Origin of the sequence: Pseudomonas sp. Pse79, from assembly GCF_024519615.1 — a bacterium.
GTDB classification, from domain to species: domain Bacteria; phylum Pseudomonadota; class Gammaproteobacteria; order Pseudomonadales; family Pseudomonadaceae; genus Aquipseudomonas; species Aquipseudomonas veronii.
Genome location: NZ_JALJRR010000019.1, coordinates 78,269 through 101,120 on the forward strand (window position 1 = coordinate 78,269; position 22,852 = coordinate 101,120).

At 61.9% G+C, this 22,852-nt stretch carries 22 protein-coding genes; 13 read left to right on the forward strand and 9 right to left on the reverse strand.

The features are described from left to right. Positions 1-3: 3 nt before the first annotated feature. Together NR164_RS22045 and NR164_RS22050 are read left to right on the forward strand one after the other, a co-directional pair. Positions 4-582, forward strand: coding sequence for an RNA polymerase sigma factor (locus NR164_RS22045; protein ID WP_079442912.1), 579 nt, complete (start codon positions 4-6; stop codon positions 580-582). After that, positions 579-1,556, forward strand: coding sequence for a FecR family protein (locus NR164_RS22050; RefSeq protein ID WP_079442913.1), 978 nt, complete (start codon positions 579-581; stop codon positions 1,554-1,556). Before NR164_RS22045 ends, NR164_RS22050 begins: the two co-directional genes overlap by 4 nt. Here NR164_RS22050 and NR164_RS22055 read toward each other — a convergent pair whose 3' ends face one another. Together NR164_RS22055 and yejK are read right to left on the reverse strand one after the other, a co-directional pair. Then, positions 1,557-1,907: a glutaredoxin family protein gene (locus NR164_RS22055; protein WP_017844532.1), complete on the reverse strand. Its 351-nt coding sequence runs from the start codon at positions 1,905-1,907 to the stop codon at positions 1,557-1,559. Next, the gene (yejK, locus tag NR164_RS22060) at positions 1,907-2,911 is read right to left on the reverse strand and encodes a nucleoid-associated protein YejK (protein ID WP_017844533.1); all 1,005 of its coding nucleotides are present in this window, start codon (positions 2,909-2,911) and stop codon (positions 1,907-1,909) included. Before yejK ends, NR164_RS22055 begins: the two co-directional genes overlap by 1 nt. A gap of 397 nt (positions 2,912-3,308) precedes the next feature. Here yejK and NR164_RS22065 point away from each other — a divergent pair, with 397 nt between their 5' ends. Next, complete coding sequence (locus NR164_RS22065; protein ID WP_003188840.1) at positions 3,309-3,590, forward strand: HU family DNA-binding protein; 282 nt, start codon at positions 3,309-3,311, stop codon at positions 3,588-3,590. Positions 3,591-3,658: 68 nt separating this feature from the next. Here NR164_RS22065 and rlmF read toward each other — a convergent pair whose 3' ends face one another. The 5 genes from rlmF to NR164_RS22090 form a co-directional block, all read right to left on the reverse strand. Continuing rightward, the gene (rlmF, locus tag NR164_RS22070) at positions 3,659-4,681 is read right to left on the reverse strand and encodes a 23S rRNA (adenine(1618)-N(6))-methyltransferase RlmF (RefSeq protein ID WP_079442914.1); all 1,023 of its coding nucleotides are present in this window, start codon (positions 4,679-4,681) and stop codon (positions 3,659-3,661) included. A gap of 154 nt (positions 4,682-4,835) precedes the next feature. Then, positions 4,836-7,682, reverse strand: a complete 2,847-nt coding sequence (locus NR164_RS22075; RefSeq protein ID WP_256823260.1) for a valine--tRNA ligase — start codon at positions 7,680-7,682, stop codon at positions 4,836-4,838. Between the two features lie 174 nt (positions 7,683-7,856). Next, positions 7,857-8,261 (reverse strand): hypothetical protein, encoded by a 405-nt coding sequence (locus tag NR164_RS22080; RefSeq protein ID WP_046384590.1) that lies wholly within the window; start codon positions 8,259-8,261, stop codon positions 7,857-7,859. Positions 8,262-8,268: 7 nt separating this feature from the next. Continuing rightward, positions 8,269-8,697 carry a DNA polymerase III subunit chi gene (locus NR164_RS22085; protein ID WP_017844538.1) on the reverse strand — a complete coding sequence of 143 codons (429 nt, stop codon included), beginning with the start codon at positions 8,695-8,697 and terminating at the stop codon, positions 8,269-8,271. 52 nt (positions 8,698-8,749) lie between these two features. Continuing rightward, on the reverse strand, positions 8,750-10,240 hold the full coding sequence (locus NR164_RS22090; protein WP_017844539.1) for a leucyl aminopeptidase: 1,491 nt from the start codon (positions 10,238-10,240) through the stop codon (positions 8,750-8,752). Positions 10,241-10,526: 286 nt separating this feature from the next. Here NR164_RS22090 and lptF point away from each other — a divergent pair, with 286 nt between their 5' ends. The 10 genes from lptF to tadA all read left to right on the forward strand — a co-directional run bounded on the left by lptF (position 10,527) and on the right by tadA (position 21,004). Then, positions 10,527-11,645, forward strand: a complete 1,119-nt coding sequence (gene lptF / locus NR164_RS22095) for an LPS export ABC transporter permease LptF (RefSeq protein WP_046384588.1) — start codon at positions 10,527-10,529, stop codon at positions 11,643-11,645. Further along, complete coding sequence (lptG, locus tag NR164_RS22100; protein WP_079442916.1) at positions 11,638-12,717, forward strand: LPS export ABC transporter permease LptG; 1,080 nt, start codon at positions 11,638-11,640, stop codon at positions 12,715-12,717. Before lptF ends, lptG begins: the two co-directional genes overlap by 8 nt. 151 nt (positions 12,718-12,868) lie before the next feature. Further along, positions 12,869-14,668 (forward strand): translation elongation factor 4, encoded by a 1,800-nt coding sequence (gene lepA, locus NR164_RS22105; protein WP_017844542.1) that lies wholly within the window; start codon positions 12,869-12,871, stop codon positions 14,666-14,668. A 5-nt stretch (positions 14,669-14,673) separates the two neighbouring features. Beyond that, positions 14,674-15,528: a signal peptidase I gene (gene lepB / locus NR164_RS22110; protein WP_256823261.1), complete on the forward strand. Its 855-nt coding sequence runs from the start codon at positions 14,674-14,676 to the stop codon at positions 15,526-15,528. A 147-nt stretch (positions 15,529-15,675) separates the two neighbouring features. Next, a complete protein-coding gene (rnc, locus tag NR164_RS22115; RefSeq protein WP_046384585.1) occupies positions 15,676-16,365 on the forward strand; it encodes a ribonuclease III in 690 nt (229 codons plus the stop codon). After that, complete coding sequence (era, locus tag NR164_RS22120; RefSeq protein ID WP_003210432.1) at positions 16,358-17,260, forward strand: GTPase Era; 903 nt, start codon at positions 16,358-16,360, stop codon at positions 17,258-17,260. Before rnc ends, era begins: the two co-directional genes overlap by 8 nt. Before the next feature lie 156 nt (positions 17,261-17,416). Beyond that, positions 17,417-18,106, forward strand: coding sequence for a DNA repair protein RecO (recO, locus tag NR164_RS22125; RefSeq protein WP_017844545.1), 690 nt, complete (start codon positions 17,417-17,419; stop codon positions 18,104-18,106). 52 nt (positions 18,107-18,158) lie between these two features. Next, positions 18,159-18,902 carry a pyridoxine 5'-phosphate synthase gene (gene pdxJ, locus NR164_RS22130; RefSeq protein WP_017844546.1) on the forward strand — a complete coding sequence of 248 codons (744 nt, stop codon included), beginning with the start codon at positions 18,159-18,161 and terminating at the stop codon, positions 18,900-18,902. A gap of 222 nt (positions 18,903-19,124) precedes the next feature. Beyond that, complete coding sequence (locus NR164_RS22135; RefSeq protein ID WP_057004312.1) at positions 19,125-20,507, forward strand: multicopper oxidase family protein; 1,383 nt, start codon at positions 19,125-19,127, stop codon at positions 20,505-20,507. Next, a complete protein-coding gene (gene tadA, locus NR164_RS22140) occupies positions 20,507-21,004 on the forward strand; it encodes a tRNA adenosine(34) deaminase TadA (RefSeq protein WP_256823262.1) in 498 nt (165 codons plus the stop codon). Before NR164_RS22135 ends, tadA begins: the two co-directional genes overlap by 1 nt. A gap of 140 nt (positions 21,005-21,144) precedes the next feature. Here the strand turns inward: tadA and cmoB are convergent, their stop codons facing one another. Both cmoB and cmoA read right to left on the reverse strand, forming a co-directional pair. Further along, positions 21,145-22,101: a tRNA 5-methoxyuridine(34)/uridine 5-oxyacetic acid(34) synthase CmoB gene (gene cmoB / locus NR164_RS22145; RefSeq protein ID WP_102617531.1), complete on the reverse strand. Its 957-nt coding sequence runs from the start codon at positions 22,099-22,101 to the stop codon at positions 21,145-21,147. Beyond that, a complete protein-coding gene (gene cmoA / locus NR164_RS22150) occupies positions 22,098-22,841 on the reverse strand; it encodes a carboxy-S-adenosyl-L-methionine synthase CmoA (RefSeq protein ID WP_017844550.1) in 744 nt (247 codons plus the stop codon). The genes cmoB and cmoA overlap by 4 nt, the downstream gene beginning before the upstream one ends. Positions 22,842-22,852: the final 11 nt, after the last annotated feature.

The window sequence follows — 22,852 nt, forward strand, 5'->3', positions numbered from 1 at the left end:
CGCATGATGATCAGTACGCCACCGGAACCCCAGGACAGCCCGCACGCGGACGCGGCGGGTGGGCGCGCGCATTTCCTGCAGGTGTTTTTGTCCCAGCGTTCGCAGATGGAAGCGCTGGTCAGCCGGCGCGTGGGCTGTCGTGCCACTGCAGCCGACCTGGTGCAGGACTTGTTCCTGCGCTTCTGGCGCCGGCCGCTGGTGCAGGTCGAAGAACTCAGCACGTACCTGCTGCGCTGCGCCGGCAATATCGCCATCGACCACCTGCGCAGCGAAGGCGCGCGGGTGCGCAGCAACGAAGGCTGGTTGCCCGAGCAGCAGGACAATCAGGGCTCCGAACCCCAGGCTGCACTGGAGGCCGGCAACGACTTGCGCCACGTCGAGGCGGCCTTGCGCAGCTTGCCCGAGCGCACCCGCCAGATCTTCCTGCTCAACCGCATCCATGGCCGCAAATACGCGCAAATCGCCAAGGCCATGGGGCTGTCCCAAAGTGCCGTGGAAAAACATATGATGCGTGCCCTCGAAGCCTGCAAAGCCAGCCTTCGCGAGCCATTGCCTCCACGCACGCCAGGGAAAGCACCGTGAACGTCACCCCGACGCCCGACCAGCAACAGGCCGCACTGGCCTGGCTGAGCCTGTTGCACGACCAGCCCAGCAGCGGCGACCAGGCCACCTTCAGCCTTTGGCTGCGGGCTGATCCGGCACACGTCGAGGCCTATTCCCAGGCCCAGGTGCTATGGGAGTTGAGCGAAGTGCCGGCGCGTAAACTGGCGGACGAAGACGCGTTGGCCTTACAGGGCTACCTGAATGCGATGCACACCTCGCAGCGCTCACGGGCCATGCGCGGGGTGGGCGCCCTGGCCATGGCCGCGTGCCTGGTGTTGATGGTGTGCATGGGCGGCGGCTGGCAACCGTCGCGCTGGGTCGATGACCTGGGGGCGGACTACGTGACGGCGCCGGGCGAGGTGAAAACCGTGACCCTGGCCGATCAATCCCGCGTCACCCTGGATGCCGACAGCGCCATCGCCGTGGATTTCAGCCAAGGTGAGCGGCATGTCCAACTGCGGCGCGGCGCGGGCCTTTTCAGCGTGACTCACACCGGCGCGGCATTTGTGGTGGGCGCGGGCAGTGGTGAAACACGGGTGCTGGGCACGCAGTTCGAAGTGCGCCTGCAACCGGCGGGCGCGCAGGTGACGGTGTTGTCGGGGCGGGTCGGCGTCACGCCGGCCAAGCAGGGTGCGCAGCAAATTCTTACGGCGGGCCAGCAAATGAGCTACGCCGAGGGCGTGGCCGAGCCCCTGCACGCGGTCGACAGCGAATCACGCCTGGCCTGGCGCGACGGCTGGCTCAACTACTACAAGGCACCGCTGGCCGAGGTGATCGAGGATCTGCAGCGTTACTACCCTGGGCGCATCCTGCTGCTCAACGACGAAGTGGGCTCCCGGCGTGTCAGCGGCAGTTTCCCGAGCAACGATCCGCAAGCCGTGCTGAATGGCTTGCAAGCGGTGCTGGGGTTCGAGCAGCACACGCTGCTGGGGCGGCTGATCGTGGTGCGCTGATTATTTCAGCGCCGCCATGATCTTCTCGGGGCTGTAATCGCGAATCAACGTGCCGTTCACGTCCACGAACGGAATCCCGCCGCCGCCCAACGCTTCATAGGCCTTGCGCGCCTGGGCGTCTTTTTCGATATCGAGCGCCTGGTACGGAATGCCTTTCTGGTCGAGGAAGCGGCGGATCTGTTTGCAGTAGCCACACCACTCGGTGGAGTAGAGCACCACGCGCGCCGAGGCCCGCGTTTGCTCCGGGACCACCTGGGACGGGTTGAACAGCCGTTCGACCTTGCCCCAGTTCTGGATCGCCACCACCACCAGCAACACCAGCAGGACTTTTTTAAGGACCCCGCCGAGCATCAGTTGCGGCGCTTGAGCTGGTCGGTCAGTTGGGTCGGCAGGCCCTTGATGATCAAGGTGCCGGCGGCTTCGTCGTACTCGATCTTGTCGCCCAGCAGGTGCGCTTCAAAGCTGATCGACAGCCCTTCGGCGCGCCCGGTGAAGCGGCGGAACTGGTTGAGGGTGCGTTTGTCGGCCGGGATCTCCGGCGACAGCCCATAGTCCTTGTTGCGGATGTGGTCATAAAACGCCTTAGGCCGATCTTCATCGATCAGACCCGACAGTTCTTCCAGGCCCATCGGCTCGCCGAGCTTGGCCTGGCTGCTGGCGTAGTCCACCAGGGTCTTGGTCTTTTCGCGGGCGGTTTCGTCCGGCAGGTCCTCGCTTTCAACGAAGTCGCTGAACGCCTTGAGCAGGGTGCGCGTTTCGCCCGGGCCGTCGACGCCTTCCTGGCAGCCGATGAAGTCGCGGAAGTACTCCGAGACTTTCTTGCCGTTCTTGCCCTTGATGAACGAGATGTACTGCTTGGACTGCTTGTTGTTCTGCCACTCGGACACGTTGATCCGCGCCGCCAGGTGCAACTGGCCCAGGTCCAGGTGGCGCGATGGCGTCACGTCCAGTTCGTCGGTGACCGCCACGCCTTCGCTGTGGTGCAGCAGGGCGATGGCCAGGTAGTCGGTCATGCCTTGCTGGTAGTGGGCAAACAGCACGTGGCCGCCGGTGGACAGGTTGGACTCTTCCATCAGCTTCTGCAGGTGTTCGACGGCGGTGCGGCTGAACGTGGTGAAATCCTGGCCCCCGTCGAAATACTCCTTCAACCAGCCGCTGAACGGGTGCGCGCCCGACTCGGCATGGAAGAAACCCCAGGCCTTGCCTTGTTTGGCGTTGTAGCTCTCGTTGAGGTCGGCAAGCATGTTCTCGATCGCGGCCGACTCGGCAAGTTCGGAGTCGCGGGCGTGGAGAACTGCGGGTGTGCCGTCGGGTTTTTTGTCGATCAGGTGGACGATGCAATGACGGATCGGCATAGGCTTCTCGGCTGGTTGATAGGGGAGCGGTTGGCCTCCCCGAAAAGTCGCCCAGTGTACCGCACCCATTGGCCAAGACGTGCTTTGAAGGTGTTTTGGAAGGCCTCCGACGGGCCATATGCCTTTTTTTCACGGTTTAGAGCGATAAAGCTGACCAAATGGGTAGGTAGAAGCGGATATTTCCCCGTCTCTGTGCTAGTTTTGCCCGGTCTTACGCCCAAGACTCGGCGTTAAGCGTGCATTCAGTATTTGTCAGGTCGAACCAATCCTCGTTTCAAGCATCTATAACCCCGATCTCCGAGGTTATAGCCGGGGATGCCAGGCCTTGACGGTCGGGCTCGACGGCTGACACTGCACTCTGCAATCCATATGAATTTGATAGGGAAGGAACACCACAATGGCTATTACTAAAGACCAACTGATCGCTGACCTGGCTGAAGCAGTAGACGCACCGAAAACCACCGTGCGCGCTCTGCTGGACCAACTGAGCCAAGTTGTTGCTGATCAGCTGGAAAACGGCGGCGAAATCACTCTGCCAGGCGTTGGCAAACTGAAAGTGACCGAGCGTCCTGCCCGTACTGGCCGTAACCCTTCGACTGGCGCTGCCATCGAAATCGCTGCCAAGAAAGTTATCAAGCTGGTTGTGGCCAAAGGCCTGACCGACGCTGTTAACAAGTAAGACGCAGCAAAAAAAAACCGTGCGCCGGAGCGATCCGGGCACGGTTTTTTGTTGCCTGGGATTTAGGCTCAGTCTTTGCGCGCCCAGCGCTGGCGCCATACCTGCTGCTCGGACGGGGTCTGGAAGGTCCAGGCGACAAAGCGGCTCTGTTTCTGGCCCTGGGACATTTCCACCACCTGGCTTTGCAGCACGCCGGCTTTTCTCAGCGCGGTCTCGATCGCGGGCAGGTTCGAGGCTTTCGACACCAGGGTGCTGAACCACAACACCTTGTGGGCAAAGTGCGCGCTCTCGGCGATCAATTGCGTCACGAAGCGCGCTTCACCGCCTTCACACCACAGTTCGGCCGATTGGCCGCCGAAGTTCAGCACCGGCAACTTGCGTTTTGGGTCAGCCTTGCCCAGGGCGCGCCATTTGCGTTCGCTGCCTTTGGTGGCCTCGTCCATGGACGCGTGGAACGGCGGGTTGCACATGGTCAGGTCAAAGCGCTCGCCCGGTTCCAGCAGGCCCAGCAGGATCTGTTTGGGGTTGCTTTGCTGGCGTAGCTGGATCGCCTTGTTCAGGCCGTTGGACTGCACGATGGCCTTGGCGGCGGCGACGGCAGTAGGGTCGACTTCTGAGCCGAGGAAGTGCCAGCGGTATTCGCTGTAGCCGATCAGCGGGTAGACGCAGTTGGCGCCCATGCCGATGTCCAGCACCTTGACCGGCGCGCCGCGGGGAATTTCGCCGTCATTGACGCTGGCCAGCAGGTCGGCGAGGAAGTGGACGTAGTCGGCACGCCCTGGCACCGGCGGGCACAGGTAATCCGCCGGGATGTCCCAATGCTGCACGCCATAGAAGGACTTCAACAGCGCCCGGTTGAATACGCGCACGGCGTCCGGGCTGGCGAAGTCGATGCTTTCCTTGCCGTAGGGGTTGATGATCACGAATTGCGCCAGTTCCGGCGTGGTCTTGATCAGCGCCGGGAAGTCGTAACGGCCCTGGTGGCGGTTGCGCGGGTGCAGGCTGGCCTCTTTGCGCGGCACGACGGGTTTGGCCGTGGTGGCGGTCTTGGGCTTCTTGCGCGGAGGTTTCGGTGTGCTGGGGGCGGTCATGATGATTCTGGTGTTGGCTCAAAGTGGTGGGCATTGTCACACATCCTGAGGTCAACTCGATCAAATGTGGGAGGGAGCAAGCCCCCTCCCACATTGATCGGGTTTGCAAAGAAAAAAAAAGAGACCCGAAGGCCTCTTTTTACACGGCTAGCCCTTACAGGCTGGAAATCCGCGCATGTTGCTCCGCCAGCTTGCCCAGGGCCTGTTCGGCCTCGGCCAGTTTGGCGCGTTCTTTGTCGATTACTTCAGCCGGTGCCTTGTCGACGAATGCCGCGTTGGACAGCTTGCCGCCGACCCGCTGCACTTCGCCTTGCAGGCGTGCAATTTCCTTGTCGAGACGGGCCAGTTCCGCGCCTTTGTCGATCAGGCCGGCCATCGGCACCAGCACTTCCATGTCGCCGACCAGTGCGGTCGCCGACAGTGGCGCTTCGGCGTCATCCGCCAATACGGTGATCGATTCGAGCTTGGCCAGCTTCTTGAGCAGCGCATCGTTCTCGCTGAGACGACGCTGGTCTTCGGCGCTGGCGTTCTTCACGAACACCGCCAGTGGCTTGCCCGGGCCGATGTTCATCTCGGCGCGGATGTTGCGCGTGCCGAGCATCAGGGTCTTGAGCCATTCGATATCGCTTTCGGCAGCCTCATCGATGCGGGCTTCGTTGGCCACCGGCCAAGGTTGCAGCATGATGGTCTTGCCTTGGATACCGGCCAGCGGCGCGAGGCGCTGCCAGATTTCTTCGGTGATGAACGGCATGAATGGGTGCGCCAGGCGCAGTGCCACTTCGAGGACGCGCACCAGGGTGCGACGGGTGCCGCGCTGGCGTTCGACCGGCGCATTTTCGTCCCACAGCACTGGCTTGGACAGTTCCAGGTACCAGTCGCAATACTGGTTCCAGATGAACTCGTACAAGACCTGCGCGGCCAGGTCGAAACGGAACTGGTCGAGTTGGCGGGTCACTTCGGCTTCGGTACGCTGCAGTTGCGAGATGATCCAGCGGTCTGCCAAGGTCAGTTCGACTTCTTCGCCGTTCTGCCCGCAGTCTTCGCCTTTATCCAGCACGTAGCGCGCCGCGTTCCAGATCTTGTTGCAGAAGTTGCGATAGCCTTCGACGCGGCCCATGTCGAACTTGATGTCGCGACCGGTGGACGCCAGCGAGCAGAAGGTGAAGCGCAGGGCGTCGGTGCCGTAGCTGGCGATGCCGTCGGCGAACTCGTCGCGGGTCTGCTTCTCGATCTTCTTCGCCAGTTTCGGCTGCATCATGCCCGAGGTGCGTTTCTGCACCAGGGTTTCCAGGTCGATGCCGTCGATGATGTCCAGCGGGTCCAGAACGTTGCCCTTGGACTTGGACATCTTCTGGCCCTGGCCATCGCGCACCAGGCCGTGGACGTACACGGTCTTGAACGGTACTTGCGGCGTGCCGTCTTCGTTCTTCACCAGGTGCATGGTCAGCATGATCATCCGGGCAACCCAGAAGAAAATGATGTCGAAGCCGGTGACCAGCACGTCGGTGGAGTGGAATTTCTTCAGGAACTCGGTCTGCTGCGGCCAGCCCAGGGTGGAGAAGGTCCACAGGCCCGCGCTGAACCAGGTGTCCAGTACGTCGTTGTCCTGCTGCAGCGCCACGTCCGGGCCGAGGTTGTGCTTGGCGCGCACTTCGGCTTCGTCGCGGCCGACATAGACCTTGCCCGACTCGTCGTACCAGGCCGGAATGCGGTGGCCCCACCACAGCTGACGGCTGATGCACCAGTCCTGGATGTCGCGCATCCACGAGAAGTACATGTTTTCATACTGTTTAGGCACGAACTGGATGCGGCCATCTTCCACGGCTGCAATCGCAGGCTCAGCCAGCGGCTTGGTAGACACGTACCACTGGTCGGTCAGCCACGGTTCGATGATGGTGCCGGAGCGGTCGCCCTTCGGCACTTTCAGGTTGTGGTCGTCGACGCTGACCAACAGGCCGGCGGCGTCGAAGGCGGCAACGATCTGCTTGCGCGCTTCGAAACGGTCGAGGCCGACGTATTCGGCCGGGATCTTGCCATCGATGCTCTCGTTCAGCGTGCCGTCCAGATTGAAGACCTGGCAGGCCGGCAACACGGCGGCATTCTTGTCGAAGATGTTCAGCAGTGGCAGGTTGTGGCGTTTGCCGACTTCGTAGTCGTTGAAGTCGTGGGCCGGGGTGATTTTCACGCAGCCGGTGCCGAATTCGGGGTCGCAGTAGTCGTCGGCGATGATCGGGATGCGGCGGCCGACCAGCGGCAGCTCGACGAACTTGCCGATCAGGGCCTGGTAGCGCTCATCGTTCGGGTTCACGGCCACGGCGGCATCGCCGAGCATGGTTTCCGGACGGGTGGTGGCGACGATCAAGTAGTCGTGGCCTTCAGCGGTCTTGGCGCCGTCAGCCAGCGGGTACTTGAGGTTCCACAGGAAGCCTTTCTCGTCGTGGTTTTCCACTTCGAGGTCGGAAATCGCCGTGTGCAGCTTGGTGTCCCAGTTGACCAGGCGCTTGCCGCGGTAGATCAGGCCGTCTTCATGCAGGCGCACGAAGGCTTCTTTCACGGCTTCCGACAGGCCGTCGTCCATGGTGAAGCGCTCGCGGCTCCAGTCGACGGACGAACCCAGGCGACGGATCTGACGGCTGATGTTGCCGCCGGACTGGTCCTTCCATTCCCAGACTTTCTCCAGGAATTTCTCGCGGCCCAGGTCGTGACGGCTCTGGCCGGTGGCTTCGAGTTGGCGCTCCACCAGCATCTGCGTGGCGATACCGGCGTGGTCGGTGCCCGGTTGCCACAGGGTGTTGCGGCCCTGCATGCGGCGGAAACGGATCAACGCATCCATGATCGCATTGTTGAAGCCATGGCCCATGTGCAGGCTGCCAGTGACGTTCGGTGGCGGAATCATGATGGTGTAGGAATCGCCCGCACCTTGCGGAGCGAAATAATTCTCGGACTCCCAGGTCTGGTACCAGGAAGTTTCAATAGCGTGCGGCTGGTAGGTCTTATCCATGCGCGGCGGGACCCTAGTTGGCATTAATTCAGGAAAGCCGGCAAGTATAACGGGGGATAGGGGCGAGGGGTAGGAGCGAGCTTGCTCGCGAAAACCTGAAGGGCCGCGCGTTCATTCAGGATGTCCGCGCCATCATTGACGTTTTTCGCGAGCAAGCTCGCTCCTACAGGGGCGCTAATTCTGGTATTGGCTGAGCAACCGTTCCATCCGTGCATCCATCCGGCGCTTGATCTCGGTTTCGATATGCGGGGCGAAGTCGTCGATCACGTCTTGCATGATCAGTTGCGCGGCGGCGCGCAGTTCGTTGTCCAGGTGCAGCAGCAAGGCATCCGGGGTTTTTTCGGCAGGCGCGGTAGCGGGTGCCGCTTCGACAACCGGTGGGGCCGGCGCAGGTTGCGGTTCGAGCGGTTCAACCGGCTTGGCGCCGACCATGTCGAACAACAAGGGAATCTGCACGTCGCCATTGACGGTTTCCGTCAGCAGCGGCGGTTGGAGGTTGTCATCACCCAGCAACTGACGGATCGACTCCAGGTCGTCCAACAGGTGGTCGTCTTTTTTTAGCGTGTTCGGGGTGTCCATCATGCACTCAAAGTCGTTGTAGCCGGTGATCCTGCAAAGGATAGCCCTGTTCGCGATAGAAACGGAAACTCTCCCGCGCGGCCTGACGAATAGCCGGATCTTCCACCACCACTTCCGCCACGCGGGCGAACGCCTTGGCAAAGGCCGGGACTTTCAGGTCGAGGTTGACCAGCAGGTCATGGTGATCGCCGCAGCTGTCGCCCACGCCCAGGACCACCTGGCCGTCGGGTTCAGCTTCTGCGGGGCCATGGGGCACGAAACTTTCGCCCTTGAAGCGCCACAGGCGTGCGTCGAGCTCGTCGCGTTGGGCGGCATCGCTGCAATGCAGGTAGATGCGGTGGCCCATGCGCCAGGCTTTTTCGGTGAGTTTGCAGGCAAAGTCCAGGCGCGCGAGCGGATCGGCGCTGGGCAATATATAGAAGTCAACTTGGGTCATTGCGGTTCCTGGAGCCCGAGGCGGCGGTAACGCCGCCCCGGAGTCACGGTTTTCAGGCCTTGGCGCGATCCAGCAGGTACTGGGTCAGCAGAGGCACCGGACGGCCGGTAGCGCCCTTGTCCTTGCCGCCGCTGGTCCAGGCGGTGCCGGCGATGTCCAGGTGCGCCCAGTTGAAGTTCTTGGCGAACCGCGACAGGAAGCAGGCTGCAGTGATGGTGCCGGCTTTCGGGCCGCCGATGTTGGCGATGTCGGCGAACGGGCTGTCCAGCTGTTCCTGATACTCGTCGAACAGCGGCAGTTGCCAGGCGCGGTCGTCGGCGGCCTTGCCGGCGCTGAGCAGTTGCTCGATCAGTTCGTCGTTGTTGCCCAGCAGGCCCGAAGTGTGGGAGCCGAGGGCGACGATGCAGGCACCGGTCAGGGTGGCGATGTCGATCACTGCCTGTGGTTTGAAGCGTTCGGCGTAGGTCAGCGCATCGCACAGCACCAGGCGGCCTTCGGCGTCGGTGTTGAGGATTTCGACGGTCTGGCCGCTCAGGGTGGTGACGATATCGCCCGGACGGGCCGCGCCGCCGCTCGGCATGTTCTCGGCGCAGGCCAGGATGCACACCAGGTTGATCGGCAGCTTGAGCTCCAGCACCGCGCGCAGGGTGCCGAACACGCTGGCGGCGCCGCCCATGTCGTACTTCATCTCATCCATGCCCAGGCCCGGCTTGAGGCTGATGCCGCCGGTGTCGAAGGTGATGCCTTTACCGACCAGGGCGTAAGGCTTCTCGGCCTTCTTGCCGCCGTTGTATTGCATCACGATCAGGCGTGGCGGCTGGTCGCTGCCCTGGCCGACCGCATAGAACGAGCCCATGCCCAGTTCCTTGATCTTCTTCTCATCCAGCACTTCGACTTTCAGGCTTTTGAATTCCTTGCCCAGCGCCTTGGCCTGCTCGCCCAGGTAGGTCGGGTGGCAGATGTTCGGCGGCAGGTTGCCGAGGTCGCGGGTGAACGACATGCCGGCGGCGATGGCCTGGGCGTGGCTCACGGCGCGTTCGACTTCGGCCTGGGCGGCCTTGATGGTCAGCAGGGTGACTTTCTTCAAGGCACGCGGTTCGGCTTTCTGGCTCTTGAACTGGTCGAAGATGTAGCCGCCGTCGAGCAGGCTTTCGGCCAGCAGGCGGGTCTTGCCGTAGCTGTCACGGCCCTTGACCACGATTTCATCGAGTGCCAGCGTCGCGTCGCTGCCACCCAGGCCCTTGAGGGTGGTGAGAATGCCGCTGATGATCTTGCGGAACGGGCGGTCGCCGAGTTCGGCGTCCTTGCCCACGCCCACCAGCAATACGCGCTCGGCCTTCAGGTTCGGCAGGCTTTGCAGCAGCAGGCTCTGGCCGACCTTGCCGGCCAGGTCGCCGCGCTTGAGGACCGCGCTGATGGCGCCGCCGCTCAGTTCGTCGAGTTGTTTGGCCGCAACGCCGAGCTTGCGGCCTTCGCCGACAGCGACCACGAGGGTGGCGGTTTTCAACGTTTCGGGGCTAACGCTTTTTACAACCAATTCCATGTTCGGGTCCCTTATAAAGGTCTGTGAGCCTGGAGTCTGTGTGCTCCGGCTTTTAAAGCCTGGCAGCCGTGTAAACCGCCAGCGACAAAGGCCGCAGTTTGAACCTCGGCGGCGGAGCCTGACAACCCTTGCCGCAGGCTTTGTGTACGCGCATGAGTAAGCTCCGTGACAGGCGCGGTCAATCACAGGATAATGCGCAATCTTTTTAGCCGGCCTGTTTAAACGGGCCGACTCGTTATGCTTGCTTGTTTGGCCGCCTTAGCCTGACAACCCTGGAGTGTCTGGTTTGATTGTCTTCCGTTATCTGTCCCGCGAAGTCCTGTTGACCCTGAGTGCCGTGAGCGCGGTATTGCTGGTCATCATCATGAGTGGTCGTTTCGTCAAGTTCCTTGCCCAGGCGGCTTCTGGCGCCCTGGATCCGGGCTCGCTGTTCTTGATCATGGGCTTTCGCCTGCCAGGCTTTCTGCAGCTGATTCTGCCGCTCGGCCTGTTCCTCGGCATTCTTCTGGCCTACGGCCGGTTGTACCTTGAAAGTGAAATGACTGTGCTTTCGGCCACCGGCATGAGCCAGCAGCGTCTGCTGGCCATGACCATGGTGCCGGCCGCCGGTGTTGCCCTGCTGGTGGCCTGGTTGAGCATGAGCCTGGCGCCGCAAGGTGCCATGCAGTTCCAGTTGCTGCTGAACAAACAGGACGCGATGACTGAGTTCGACACCCTCGAGCCCGGGCGCTTTCAGGCACTCAACGACGGCACGCGGGTGACCTACACCGAAACCATGACCGATGACCGCGCCAACCTCGGCGGCGTGTTCATTTCCCAGAAAAACCTTGGGCAGAACCAGAAAGACCGTGGCATTTCGATTCTGGTGGCCGACAGCGGCCGGCAGGAAGTTCGCCCCGACGGCAGCCGTTACCTGATCCTGGAAAATGGCTATCGCTATGACGGCAGCCCGGGCCTGGCGGATTATCGGGCAATCAAATACGACACTTATGGCGTAATGCTGGCTCGTCCTGATATCAGCGAAGAAGTCACCGACCGCGATGCACTCCCGACGTCGTCGCTTTTCGGCAGCCCGGAACTGCGCTCCATCGCCGAGCTGCAATGGCGTATTTCCCTGCCGTTGCTGGTGTTCATCGTGACGCTGATGGCCGTGCCGCTGTCCCGCGTCAACCCGCGCCAGGGCCGCTTCCTCAAGCTGCTGCCGGCGATCCTGCTGTACATGGCCTACCTGACCATCCTGATCTCCGCCCGTGGTTCCCTGGAAAAGGGCAAGCTGTCGCCGACCCTGGGCCTGTGGTGGGTACACGGGGTCTTCCTGATGATCGGCCTCGGGCTGCTCTACTGGGAACCTATACGTCTGAAAATGAAGAGCCGTCGTGGCCAGAAGGAGTTGGCTCGTGGCTAAGCTCGATCGCTACATCGGTAGCAGCGTACTGATCGCCATCCTGGCGGTGTTGGGCATCATTCTCGGGCTGGCGTCGTTGTTCGCCTTCATTGATGAAGTGGGCAACGTCACCGACACCTATACCGTGACGGACGTATTGAGCTTCGTGGCGCTGACCGCCCCGCGTCGTCTCTACGAAATGATGCCGATGGCCGGGTTGATCGGCTGCCTGATCGGCCTGGGCGGCCTGGCCAGCAACAGCGAGCTGACGATCATGCGTGCGGCCGGGGTTTCCATCGGCCGTATCGTCTGGGCCGTCATGAAACCGATGCTGTTGCTGATGGCGTGCAGCGTGCTGATCGGCGAGTACGTGGCGCCACCGTCCGAAGCCACTGCCCAGGCCAATCGTGCCCTGGCCCAGGGTTCGGGCGATGCACAAAGCGCCAGGCACGGCCTGTGGCACCGTCAGGGTGATGAATTCATCCACATCAACGCCGTGCAGCCCGACGGCCTGCTGATTGGTGTGACGCGCTACACGTTCGACAAAGAACGCCACATGTTGTCCTCCAGTTTCGCCAAGCGCGCGCAGTACAGTGCTGAGAAATGGACGCTGAGTGATGTCACCACCACTTACTTCCGCAATGTGGGCCAAGGCATCAAGGCCAGCACCGAAGTGATCAGTGTGCCGACCGAGCAATGGGACATCGCCCTGAAGCCGGAACTGCTCAGCACCGTGGTCATGATCCCGGAAGCCCTGCCGATCTCCGGTTTGTGGAGTTATATCCACTACCTCAAGGATCAGGGCCTGAATAACGGCCGTTACTGGCTGGCGTTCTGGGTCAAGGTGCTGCAGCCGGTGGTCACCGCCGCGCTGGTGCTGATGGCGATCTCGTTCATCTTCGGTCCGTTGCGCTCCGTGACCCTCGGTCAGCGGGTCTTCACCGGCGTGCTGGTGGGCTTCGCGTTCCGGATCGCCCAGGATTTGCTTGGCCCGTCGAGCCTGGTGTTCGGCTTCTCGCCGCTGTTTGCGGTGCTGGTGCCGACCGCGATCTGCGCCCTGGCCGGGTTCTGGCTGCTGCGCCGCGCCGGGTGAGCCTGCGCTTATGAGCAAAAAATGCCCCGTTCGAGAGATCGGGGCATTTTTGTTCTGGTCAGCAAAGATGACGTCCTGCCCGAGCATCAGGTACAATTCCCGGCTATTTTTCAGCGGGCAGTCTGCCTGCAGCCTTTTTGAGTGTTGATCCGTGAGTGATTTGAGTCATATCCGCAATTTCTCCATCATCGCCCACATTGACCATGGCAAGTCGACGCTGGCCGATCGATTCATCCAGATGTGCGGCGGCCTTGCCGAGCGTGAAATGGAAGCCCAGGTACTGGACTCCATGGACCTCGAGCGCGAGCGCGGGATCACCATCAAGGCCCACAGCGTGACTCTGTACTACACCGCCAAAGACGGTATCAAGTACCAGCTGAACTTCATCGACACCCCAGGCCACGTCGACTTCACCTATGAAGTCAGCCGTTCCCTGGCGGCCTGCGAAGGCGCGCTGCTGGTGGTGGACGCGGGGCAGGGCGTCGAAGCCCAGTCCGTGGCCAACTGCTACACCGCCATCGAGCAAGGCCTGGAAGTCATGCCGGTGCTGAACAAGATCGACCTGCCGCAGGCCGATCCGGACCGCGTGAAGGAAGAAATCGAAAAAATCATCGGCATTGACGCCACCGACGCCGTCGAGTGCAGCGCCAAGACCGGCCTGGGCGTCGACGAAGTGCTCGAGCGCCTGGTCAAGACCATCCCCGCGCCTACCGGCAACATCGAAGATCCGCTGCAGGCGTTGATCATCGACTCCTGGTTCGACAACTACCTGGGGGTTGTCTCCCTGGTACGCGTGCGCCATGGCCGTGTGAAGAAAGGCGACAAGATCCTGGTCAAATCCACCGGCAAGATCCACCTGGTGGACAGCGTCGGTGTGTTCAACCCGAAGCATACTGCCACCGTTGATCTGAAAGCCGGTGAAGTCGGCTTCATCATCGCCGGCATCAAGGATATCCACGGCGCGCCGGTGGGTGACACCCTGACCTTGAGCAGCACCCCTGACGTCGACGTGCTGCCGGGCTTCAAACGCATCCAGCCGCAGGTCTACGCCGGCCTGTTCCCGGTCAGCTCCGACGACTTCGAAGACTTCCGCGAAGCCCTGCAGAAGCTGACCCTCAACGATTCGTCGTTGCAGTACACCCCGGAAAGCTCCGACGCCCTGGGCTTCGGCTTCCGTTGCGGCTTCCTCGGCATGCTGCACATGGAGATCATCCAGGAGCGCCTTGAGCGCGAATACGACCTGGACCTGATCACTACCGCGCCAACCGTTATTTTTGAGCTGTTGCTGAAAAACGGTGAAACGATTTACGTCGATAACCCGTCCAAGCTCCCGGACCTGTCTTCCATCGAAGACATGCGTGAGCCGATCGTGCGCGCCAATATTCTTGTGCCGCAGGAGCACCTGGGCAACGTCATTACCCTGTGTATCGAGAAGCGCGGCATCCAGCACGACATGCTGTTCCTCGGGACCCAGGTACAAGTGACTTACGATTTGCCGATGAACGAAGTGGTCCTGGACTTCTTCGACCGTCTCAAATCCACCAGTCGCGGCTATGCTTCGCTGGATTACCATTTCGATCGTTACCAATCGGCTAATCTGGTGAAACTGGATGTGTTGATCAACGGCGACAAGGTCGATGCCCTGGCACTGATCGTGCACAAGGACAACGCGCACTACAAAGGTCGACAGTTGACCGAGAAGATGAAAGAACTGATTCCGCGCCAGATGTTCGACGTCGCGATCCAGGCCGCCATTGGCGGGCAGATCATTGCGCGGACTTCCGTCAAGGCACTCAGAAAGAACGTACTGGCCAAATGCTACGGTGGCGACGTCAGCCGTAAGCGCAAGCTGCTTGAGAAGCAAAAGGCCGGTAAAAAACGCATGAAGCAAGTGGGCAACGTGGAAATTCCACAAGAAGCCTTCCTTGCGGTGCTCAGGTTGGATAGTTAGGTCCTATGTCGCTAAATTTCCCGCTGTTGCTGGTCATCGCCGTTGCCGTTTGCGGACTCCTGGCGTTGCTCGATCTGGTGTTCTTCGCCCCGCGTCGGCGGGCGGCTATCGCGTCCTATCAGGGCAGCGTCAGCCAGCCCGATGTCGTGGTGATCGAGAAGCTGAACAAAGAGCCTTTGCTGGTTGAATACGGCAAATCGTTCTTTCCGGTGCTGTTCATCGTGCTGGTACTGCGTTCGTTCCTGGTGGAGCCGTTCCAGATTCCGTCGGGGTCGATGAAACCGACCCTGGACGTGGGCGACTTCATCCTGGTGAACAAGTTTTCCTACGGGATCCGCTTGCCGGTGATCGACAAGAAAGTCATCGAGATCGGTGAGCCGCAGCGCGGCGACGTGATGGTGTTCCGCTACCCGAGCGATCCGAACGTCAACTACATCAAGCGTGTGGTCGGCCTGCCGGGTGACGTGATTCGCTACACCAGCGACAAGCGGCTGTTCATCAACGGCGAGTCGGTGGCCGAGAAGCTGCTGGGCGCCGAGCCGAACACCCTGGGCAGCGCCGAGCTGTATCAGGAAAAACTCGGTGCGGTGGAGCACGAAATCCGCAAGGAAATGAGCCGCTACCGCGCAATGCCCGATGGCGAATGGAAAGTGCCGGCCGGGCACTACTTCATGATGGGCGACAACCGCGACAACTCCAACGACAGCCGCTATTGGGATGACCCCACCATTCCCAAGGACCTGCTGGGCATGGTTCCCGACCAGAATATCGTCGGCAAGGCCTTCGCGGTCTGGATGAGCTGGCCGGAACCCAAGCTCAGCCACCTGCCGAACTTCTCGCGGGTCGGGCTGATCAAGTAATACAGACGGCGCTGTGATCACAGCGCCGAATGCTTTTCTGGGGCTGGGACAATTTCCGGCCTCATGCAGCACCAATCAGGATTTGAATTTGAACACTGCGTCAATCGTCGATGGCCGCCGGTGCCACCAAACAGATATGGGTAAACCGTGAGCGTTTCTCTAAGCCGTCTCGAGCACCTGCTCGGCTACACCTTCAAGGACCAGGAACTGATGGTCCTTGCCCTCACACACCGCAGTTTTGCTGGGCGTAACAACGAACGCCTGGAATTCCTCGGTGACGCCATCCTCAATTTCGTTGCCGGTGAAGCGCTCTTCGAACGCTTCCCGCAAGCCCGTGAAGGCCAGTTGTCGCGCTTGCGTGCGCGGCTGGTGAAGGGCGAGACCCTGGCCGTGCTGGCCCGTGGTTTTGGCCTGGGCGAGTACCTGCGCCTGGGCTCCGGTGAGTTGAAAAGCGGCGGTTTCCGTCGCGAGTCGATCCTGGCCGACGCCCTTGAAGCGCTGATCGGCGCCATCTATCTGGATGCGGGCATGGAAGCGGCCAAGGCGCGCGTCACCGCCTGGCTGACGTCCGAGATCGAAAGCCTGACCCTGGTCGACACCAACAAAGATCCCAAGACCCGCCTGCAGGAATTCCTGCAGTCCCGCGGGTGCGAACTGCCACGCTACGAAGTGGTGGATATCCAGGGTGAGCCCCATTGCCGCGTCTTTTTCGTGGAATGTGAAATCACCTTATTGAATGAAAAAAGCCGAGGTCAGGGTGTGAGCCGTCGTATTGCCGAACAGGTAGCGGCCGCTGCAGCACTGATTGCCCTGGGCGTGGAGAATGGCCATGACTGATTCAACCGCAACACGCTGTGGCTATGTCGCCATCGTCGGCCGTCCCAACGTGGGCAAGTCCACGCTGCTCAACCACATCCTCGGCCAGAAGCTTGCGATCACCTCGCGCAAGCCGCAGACCACCCGCCACAACATGCTGGGCATCAAGACCGAAGGCGCCGTACAAGCGGTCTACGTCGACACCCCGGGCATGCACAAAGGCGGCGAGAAAGCCCTGAACCGCTACATGAACAAGACCGCCTCGGCCGCGCTGAAAGACGTCGACGTGGTGATCTTCGTGGTCGACCGCACCAAGTGGACCGACGAAGACCAGATGGTTCTCGAACGTGTGCAATATGTCACCGGCCCGTTGATCGTCGCGCTGAACAAGACCGACCGCATCGAAGACAAAGCCGAGCTGATGCCGCACCTGAGCTGGCTGCAGGAACAACTGCCGAATGCCCAGATCATGCCGATCTCGGCCCAGCACGGGCACAACCTCGAAGCCCTGGAGCGCGTGATCGCCGGCTACCTGCCGGAGAACGAGCACTTCTTCCCGGAAGACCAGATCACCGACCGCAGCAGCCGTTTCCTCGCCGCCGAACTGGTACGCGAGAAAATCATGCGCCAGATGGGCGCGGAGCTGCCGTACCAGATCACCGTCGAAATCGAAGAGTTCAAGCAGCAGGGCAAAACCCTGCATATCCATGCGCTGATCCTCGTCGAACGTGACGGCCAGAAGAAAATCATCATTGGCGACAAGGGCGAGCGCATCAAGCGCATCGGCACCGAAGCGCGCAAGGACATGGAATTGCTGTTCGATTCCAAGATCATGCTGAACCTGTGGGTGAAGGTGAAGGGTGGCTGGTCCGATGATGAGCGCGCATTGCGCTCCCTGGGTTACGGCGACCTGTAAGAACACCGCAGGGCAAAAAATGTGGGAGGGGGCTTGCCCCCGATAGCAGAGTGTCAGTCACTAAATATTTTGACTGAGCCACCGCCATCGGGGGCAAGCCCCCTCCCACATTAGGTTTGTGTCGTTTTCACTAGTGCATTCCAGCAACGAGAACCCATGTCCTCAACCCCGCCTCCCAGCCAGCCCGCCTACGTGCTGCACAGCCGCGCCTACCGCGAGACCAGCGCCTTGGTGGACTTCCTCACGCCCCAAGGTCGCCTGCGCGCGGTGTTGCGCAGTGCGCGGGGCAAGGCGGGCACTTTGGCGCGGCCATTCGTGGCGCTGGACGTGGAGTTTCGTGGCAAGGGCGAGCTGAAAAACGTCGGCCGCCTGGAAAGCGTCGGCAACTCTGCCTGGCTCAATGGCGAAGCGCTGTTCAGTGGCCTCTATCTCAATGAATTGCTGATCCGCCTGCTGCCGGCCGAAGACCCGCACCCGGCGGTCTTCGATCACTATGCCGCGACGCTGCTGGCCCTGGCCGAAGGCCGCCCGCTGGAGCCGCTGTTGCGCGCGTTCGAATGGCGCCTGCTCGACGACCTCGGCTATGGCTTCGAACTGAGTAACGACCTGCATGGCGAACCCATTGCCGCCGACGGCATGTATCGTCTGCAGGTCGACGCCGGCCTGGAGCGTGTGTACCTGCTGCAACCCGGCCTGTTCCAGGGCACCGAGCTGCTGGCCATGAGCGAAGCCGACTGGAGCGCCCCCGGCGCCTTGTCCGCCGCCAAGCGCCTGATGCGCCAGGCCCTGGCCGTGCATCTGGGCGGGCGGCCGCTGGTCAGTCGCGAGTTGTTTCGAAAGCCCTGACAACCCCGTGTATGCTGTGCAGCGTTTCTTTCCCCTTTTCAGGAGCGCTTCCGTGACCACCAGCAATCGCATTCTTCTCGGCGTCAATATCGACCACGTCGCCACGCTGCGCCAGGCCCGGGGCACCCGTTACCCAGACCCGGTCAAAGCCGCGCTGGACGCCGAAGAAGCGGGCGCCGACGGCATCACCGTACACCTGCGCGAAGACCGCCGTCACATCCAGGAGCGCGACGTGCTGCTGCTCAAGGACGTGCTGCAAACCCGCATGAACTTCGAAATGGGCGTCACTGAAGAAATGATGGCGTTCGCCGAGCGCATCCGCCCGGCGCATATCTGCCTGGTGCCGGAGACCCGTCAGGAACTGACCACCGAAGGCGGCCTCGACGTGGCCGGCCAGGAAGCGCGGATCAAGGCTGCGGTGGAGCGTCTGTCGCAGATCGGCAGCGAAGTCTCGCTGTTCATCGACGCCGACGAGCGCCAGATCGAAGCCGCGCACCGGGTCGGTGCGCCGGCCATCGAATTGCACACCGGGCGTTATGCCGATGCGACCACGCCGAGCGAAGTCGCCGCCGAGTTGCAGCGCATTATCGACGGCGTGGCCCAAGGTCTGCGTGAAGGCCTGATCGTCAACGCCGGCCATGGCCTGCATTACCACAACGTCGAAGCCGTGGCGGCGATCAAGGGCATCAACGAGCTGAACATCGGCCACGCGCTGGTGGCGCATGCGCTGTTCGTCGGTTTCAAAGGTGCGGTCGCCGAGATGAAGGCCCTGATCCTGGCCGCTGCCAAACACTAAAAACAATGAAGATCCAATGTGGGAGGGGGCTTGCCCCCGATAGCGGTGTGTCAGTCAACTCATCTATAGCTGACCCACCGCAATCGGGAGCAAGCCCCCTCCCACATCAGTCCTCGGTGTTTTTGGCATGCGGCAATGCGAAGTCTTACTGTTTAGCCGTCGCAGGTGTATCGTATCTGCCCTTTGCAGGCCCTCGGCCCGCAGCAGATACGTGAGGTTGTTGTGTCCCGATCCTTTTCCCGTCGACAAATCCTGGGTGGTCTTGCCGGCCTGGCCGTAGTGGGCGTCGGTGCCGGTGGCGGCTACCGCTACTGGCTGGGGAAAGTCGCCGAGGCCGAGGCGGGACACGACTACGAACTGATCGCCGCGCCCCTCGATGTGGAACTGGTGCCGGGGCACAAGACCCAAGCCTGGGCGTTCGGCCCGTCGGCCCCCGGCACCGAACTGCGCGTGCGCCAGGGCGAATGGCTGCGGGTGCGTTTCATCAACCACCTGCCGGTCGCCACCACCATCCATTGGCATGGCATCCGCCTGCCGCTGGAAATGGACGGCGTGCCCTACGTCTCGCAATTGCCGGTGTTGCCCGGCGAATACTTCGACTACAAGTTCCGCGTGCCCGACGCCGGCAGCTACTGGTATCACCCCCATGTGAACAGCAGCGAAGAACTTGGCCGTGGCCTGGTCGGCCCGCTGATCGTGGAAGAGCGCGAACCCACCGGTTTCAAGCACGAACGCACCCTCAGCCTGAAAAGCTGGCACGTCGACGAAGAGGGTGCCTTTGTCGCCTTCAGCGTGCCCCGTGAAGCGGCGCGTGGCGGTACGGCCGGGCGCCTGTCGACCATCAATGGCGTGGCCCAGGCGGTGATCGATTTGCCGGCCGGGCAGATCACCCGTGTGCGCTTGCTCAACCTCGACAACACGCTGACCTATCGCCTCAATATTCCCGACGCCGACGCGCAGATCTATGCGCTGGACGGCAACCCCATCGAGCCGCGCTCCTTGGGCAAGGAATACTGGCTCGGCCCGGGCATGCGCCTCTGCCTGGCGATCAAGGCCCCGCCGGCGGGCGAAGAATTGTCGATCCGCAACGGCCCGGTGCGCCTGGGCACGTTCCGTTCGGTGGCCAACGCCGACGCGCCGAGCGCATGGCCGCCGGCGCTGCCCGCCAATCCGATCAGCGAGCCGGACCTGGCCAACGCCGAGAAACTCAACTTCAATTTCGAATGGGTCGGTTCGGTGTCGGTCAACGTCGACAACGGCAAACCGCCGAGCCTGTGGCAGATCAACGGCCAGGCCTGGGACATCACCGACAAGGCCTGCGCCGACCGCCCGATTGCCAAGCTGGAGAAGGGCAAGAGCTACATCTTCGAACTGAAAAACATGACCCAATACCAGCACCCGATCCACCTGCACGGCATGAGCTTCAAGGTGATCGCTTCGAACCGCCACACGGTGATTCCGTACTTCACCGACACCTACCTGCTGGGCAAGAACGAACGTGCCCGCGTCGCGCTGGTGGCGGATAACCCGGGCGTGTGGATGTTCCACTGCCATGTGATCGACCACATGGAAACCGGCCTGATGGCCGCCATCGAGGTAGCGTGATGCGCCAGTTTCGCCCCACGGCGATCATCGACCGCAGCCGCGACCAGGACTTCATGCGCGAAGCCCTAGCCCTGGCGGCACAGGGCGCGGCGTTGGGCGAAGTGCCGGTGGGCGCGGTGCTGGTGCAGGACGGTGTGATCATCGGCCGTGGCTTCAATTGCCCGATCAGCGGCAACGACCCCAGCGCCCATGCCGAAATGGTCGCCATCCGCGCCGCCGCCCAGACGCTGAGCAACTATCGCCTGCCCGGCAGCACGCTGTATGTGACGCTGGAACCGTGCAGCATGTGCGCGGGCCTGATCGTGCATTCGCGCATTGCGCGGGTGGTCTACGGCGCACTGGAGCCGAAGGCGGGGATTGTGCAAAGCCAAGGGCAGTTTTTTACCCAGGGCTTTCTCAACCATCGGGTGCTGTTTGAAGGCGGGGTACTGGCCGAGGAATGCGGGACGGTGTTGAGCGAGTTCTTCAAGGCCCGCCGGGCCAAACCAGCCCTCTAAAGAACACTGATGAGCAAATGTGGGAGGGGGCTTGCCCCCGATGGCGGTGGGTCAGCTATAGATAAGCTGACTGACACACTGCTATCGGGGGCAAGCCCCCTCCCACATTTTTGATCTTCATTTTTTCAGGGAGATTGGGGTCACTTCCTGGCGATGATCACCGCCCGCATCGGCGCCGGCAGCCCTTCAATCGTCTTGCTATGGTCTTCCGGGTCGAGGAAGTCACTCAGCGACTGATACTTCATCCACTCCGTCCCCCGCTGTTCTTCAACCGTGGTCACGCTCACATCCACACAGCGCACCTCACTGAACCCGGCCCGGCGCAGCCACAGCATCAACGCCGGCACCGATGGCAGGAACCATACGTTGCGCATCTGCGCGTAGCGGTCTTCCGGCACCAGCACCTGTTGCTGATCGCCTTCGATCACCAGCGTTTCCAGCACCAGTTCACCGCCTTTGACCAGGCAGTCTTTCAGCGCCAGCAAATGCTCGATCGGTGAGCGACGGTGGTAGAACACGCCCATGGAAAACACAGTGTCGAAGCCTTCCAGGTTCGCCGGCAAGTCCTCGAACGGGAACGGCAGGTGCCACGCGTTCGGCGCCGACAGGTAACGTTGCACCGCCTGGAACTGGCAGAAGAACAGCCAGTTCGGGTCCACGCCGATCACACTGTCGGCACCGGCGCCGAGCATGCGCCACATGTAATACCCATTGCCGCAGCCTACATCGAGAATGCGCTTGCCCTTCAGGTCCAGGTGCGGCGCGACCCGCGACCACTTCCAGTCCGAACGCCATTCGGTGTCCACATGCACGCCGAACAAGTGGAACGGGCCCTTGCGCCACGGGCACAGGCCCATCAATGCGCTGTGCATCTGCGCGCGCGTGGCGTCGTCGCAATCGCTGTCGAGGGTCAGGCCATTGAGCAAATCGACTTCGCTGGGCTGGATCTTCGGCAATGCATCCAGCGCGCTCTGCCAGCGCTCCAGGTCGCCATGCCCCTTTTCCATCTTGCTATCGAGTTGCGCTTGCAGGCCCTGGGCCCACACGGCCAGGGGAGTGCCGACCAGATGGCGGGCGAGGGGGGACAGATCAATCATGGCAAGGCAATCAACGAGGCAAAGTTAAGACACTGGAACCACGGCACGACTTTCGAGAACCCGGCCGCCAGCAGGCGTTCGCGGTGTTCTTCGAGGCTGTCGGGCTTCATGACGTTTTCGATGGCGCTGCGCTTCTGGGCGATTTCCAGCTCGCTGTAGCCGTTGGCGCGTTTGAACGCGATGTGCAGGTCGGTGAGCAGCGCGTGTTCTTCAAGGTCATTGAAGCGCAGCTTTTCCGAGAGGATCAGCGCACCGCCGGGCAACAACGCCTGGCGGATGCGCCCGAGCAACGCCAGGCGCTGATCGGGGGCGATGAATTGCAGGGTGAAGTTCAGCGCCACCACCGAGGCCGGCTGGAACTGCAGCGCGAGGATATCGCCCTCGATCACCTGGACCGGCAGCAACTCCTGGAACATCGAGTCCTGGCCATTGAGGTACTCGCGGCAGCGCTCGACCATCGCCGTCGAATTATCCACCGCGATGACGTGGCAGCCGTCGGTACGCACGTGGCGGCGCAACGCCTGGGTGACCGCGCCGAGGGAGGACCCCAGGTCGTACAGCACACTGTTGGGCTGGGCGAACTGCGCGGCGAGCACGCCGAGGTTTTCGACGATGGTCGGATAACCGGGCACCGAGCGCTTGATCATGTCCGGGAACACCCGCACCACGTCTTCGTTAAAGGCGAAGTCCGGCACCTGGGGCAGGGGCTGGGCGAATAGGCGATCGGGTTCTTTGCTCACGGTTGTTCCGG

Excerpts from the sequence above, each read along its gene's own strand:
- NR164_RS22045 (WP_079442912.1), top strand. The coding sequence starts at position 4 with ATGATGATCAGTACGCCACCGGAACCCCAGGACAGCCCGCACGCGGAC.
- NR164_RS22055 (WP_017844532.1), bottom strand. The coding sequence starts at position 1,907 with ATGCTCGGCGGGGTCCTTAAAAAAGTCCTGCTGGTGTTGCTGGTGGTG.
- yejK (WP_017844533.1), bottom strand. The coding sequence starts at position 2,911 with ATGCCGATCCGTCATTGCATCGTCCACCTGATCGACAAAAAACCCGAC.
- NR164_RS22065 (WP_003188840.1), top strand. The coding sequence starts at position 3,309 with ATGGCTATTACTAAAGACCAACTGATCGCTGACCTGGCTGAAGCAGTA.
- rlmF (WP_079442914.1), bottom strand. The coding sequence starts at position 4,681 with ATGACCGCCCCCAGCACACCGAAACCTCCGCGCAAGAAGCCCAAGACC.
- NR164_RS22075 (WP_256823260.1), bottom strand. The coding sequence starts at position 7,682 with ATGGATAAGACCTACCAGCCGCACGCTATTGAAACTTCCTGGTACCAG.
- NR164_RS22080 (WP_046384590.1), bottom strand. The coding sequence starts at position 8,261 with ATGGACACCCCGAACACGCTAAAAAAAGACGACCACCTGTTGGACGAC.
- NR164_RS22085 (WP_017844538.1), bottom strand. The coding sequence starts at position 8,697 with ATGACCCAAGTTGACTTCTATATATTGCCCAGCGCCGATCCGCTCGCG.
- NR164_RS22090 (WP_017844539.1), bottom strand. The coding sequence starts at position 10,240 with ATGGAATTGGTTGTAAAAAGCGTTAGCCCCGAAACGTTGAAAACCGCC.
- lepB (WP_256823261.1), top strand. The coding sequence starts at position 14,674 with ATGTCGCTAAATTTCCCGCTGTTGCTGGTCATCGCCGTTGCCGTTTGC.
- era (WP_003210432.1), top strand. The coding sequence starts at position 16,358 with ATGACTGATTCAACCGCAACACGCTGTGGCTATGTCGCCATCGTCGGC.
- recO (WP_017844545.1), top strand. The coding sequence starts at position 17,417 with ATGTCCTCAACCCCGCCTCCCAGCCAGCCCGCCTACGTGCTGCACAGC.
- tadA (WP_256823262.1), top strand. The coding sequence starts at position 20,507 with ATGCGCCAGTTTCGCCCCACGGCGATCATCGACCGCAGCCGCGACCAG.
- cmoB (WP_102617531.1), bottom strand. The coding sequence starts at position 22,101 with ATGATTGATCTGTCCCCCCTCGCCCGCCATCTGGTCGGCACTCCCCTG.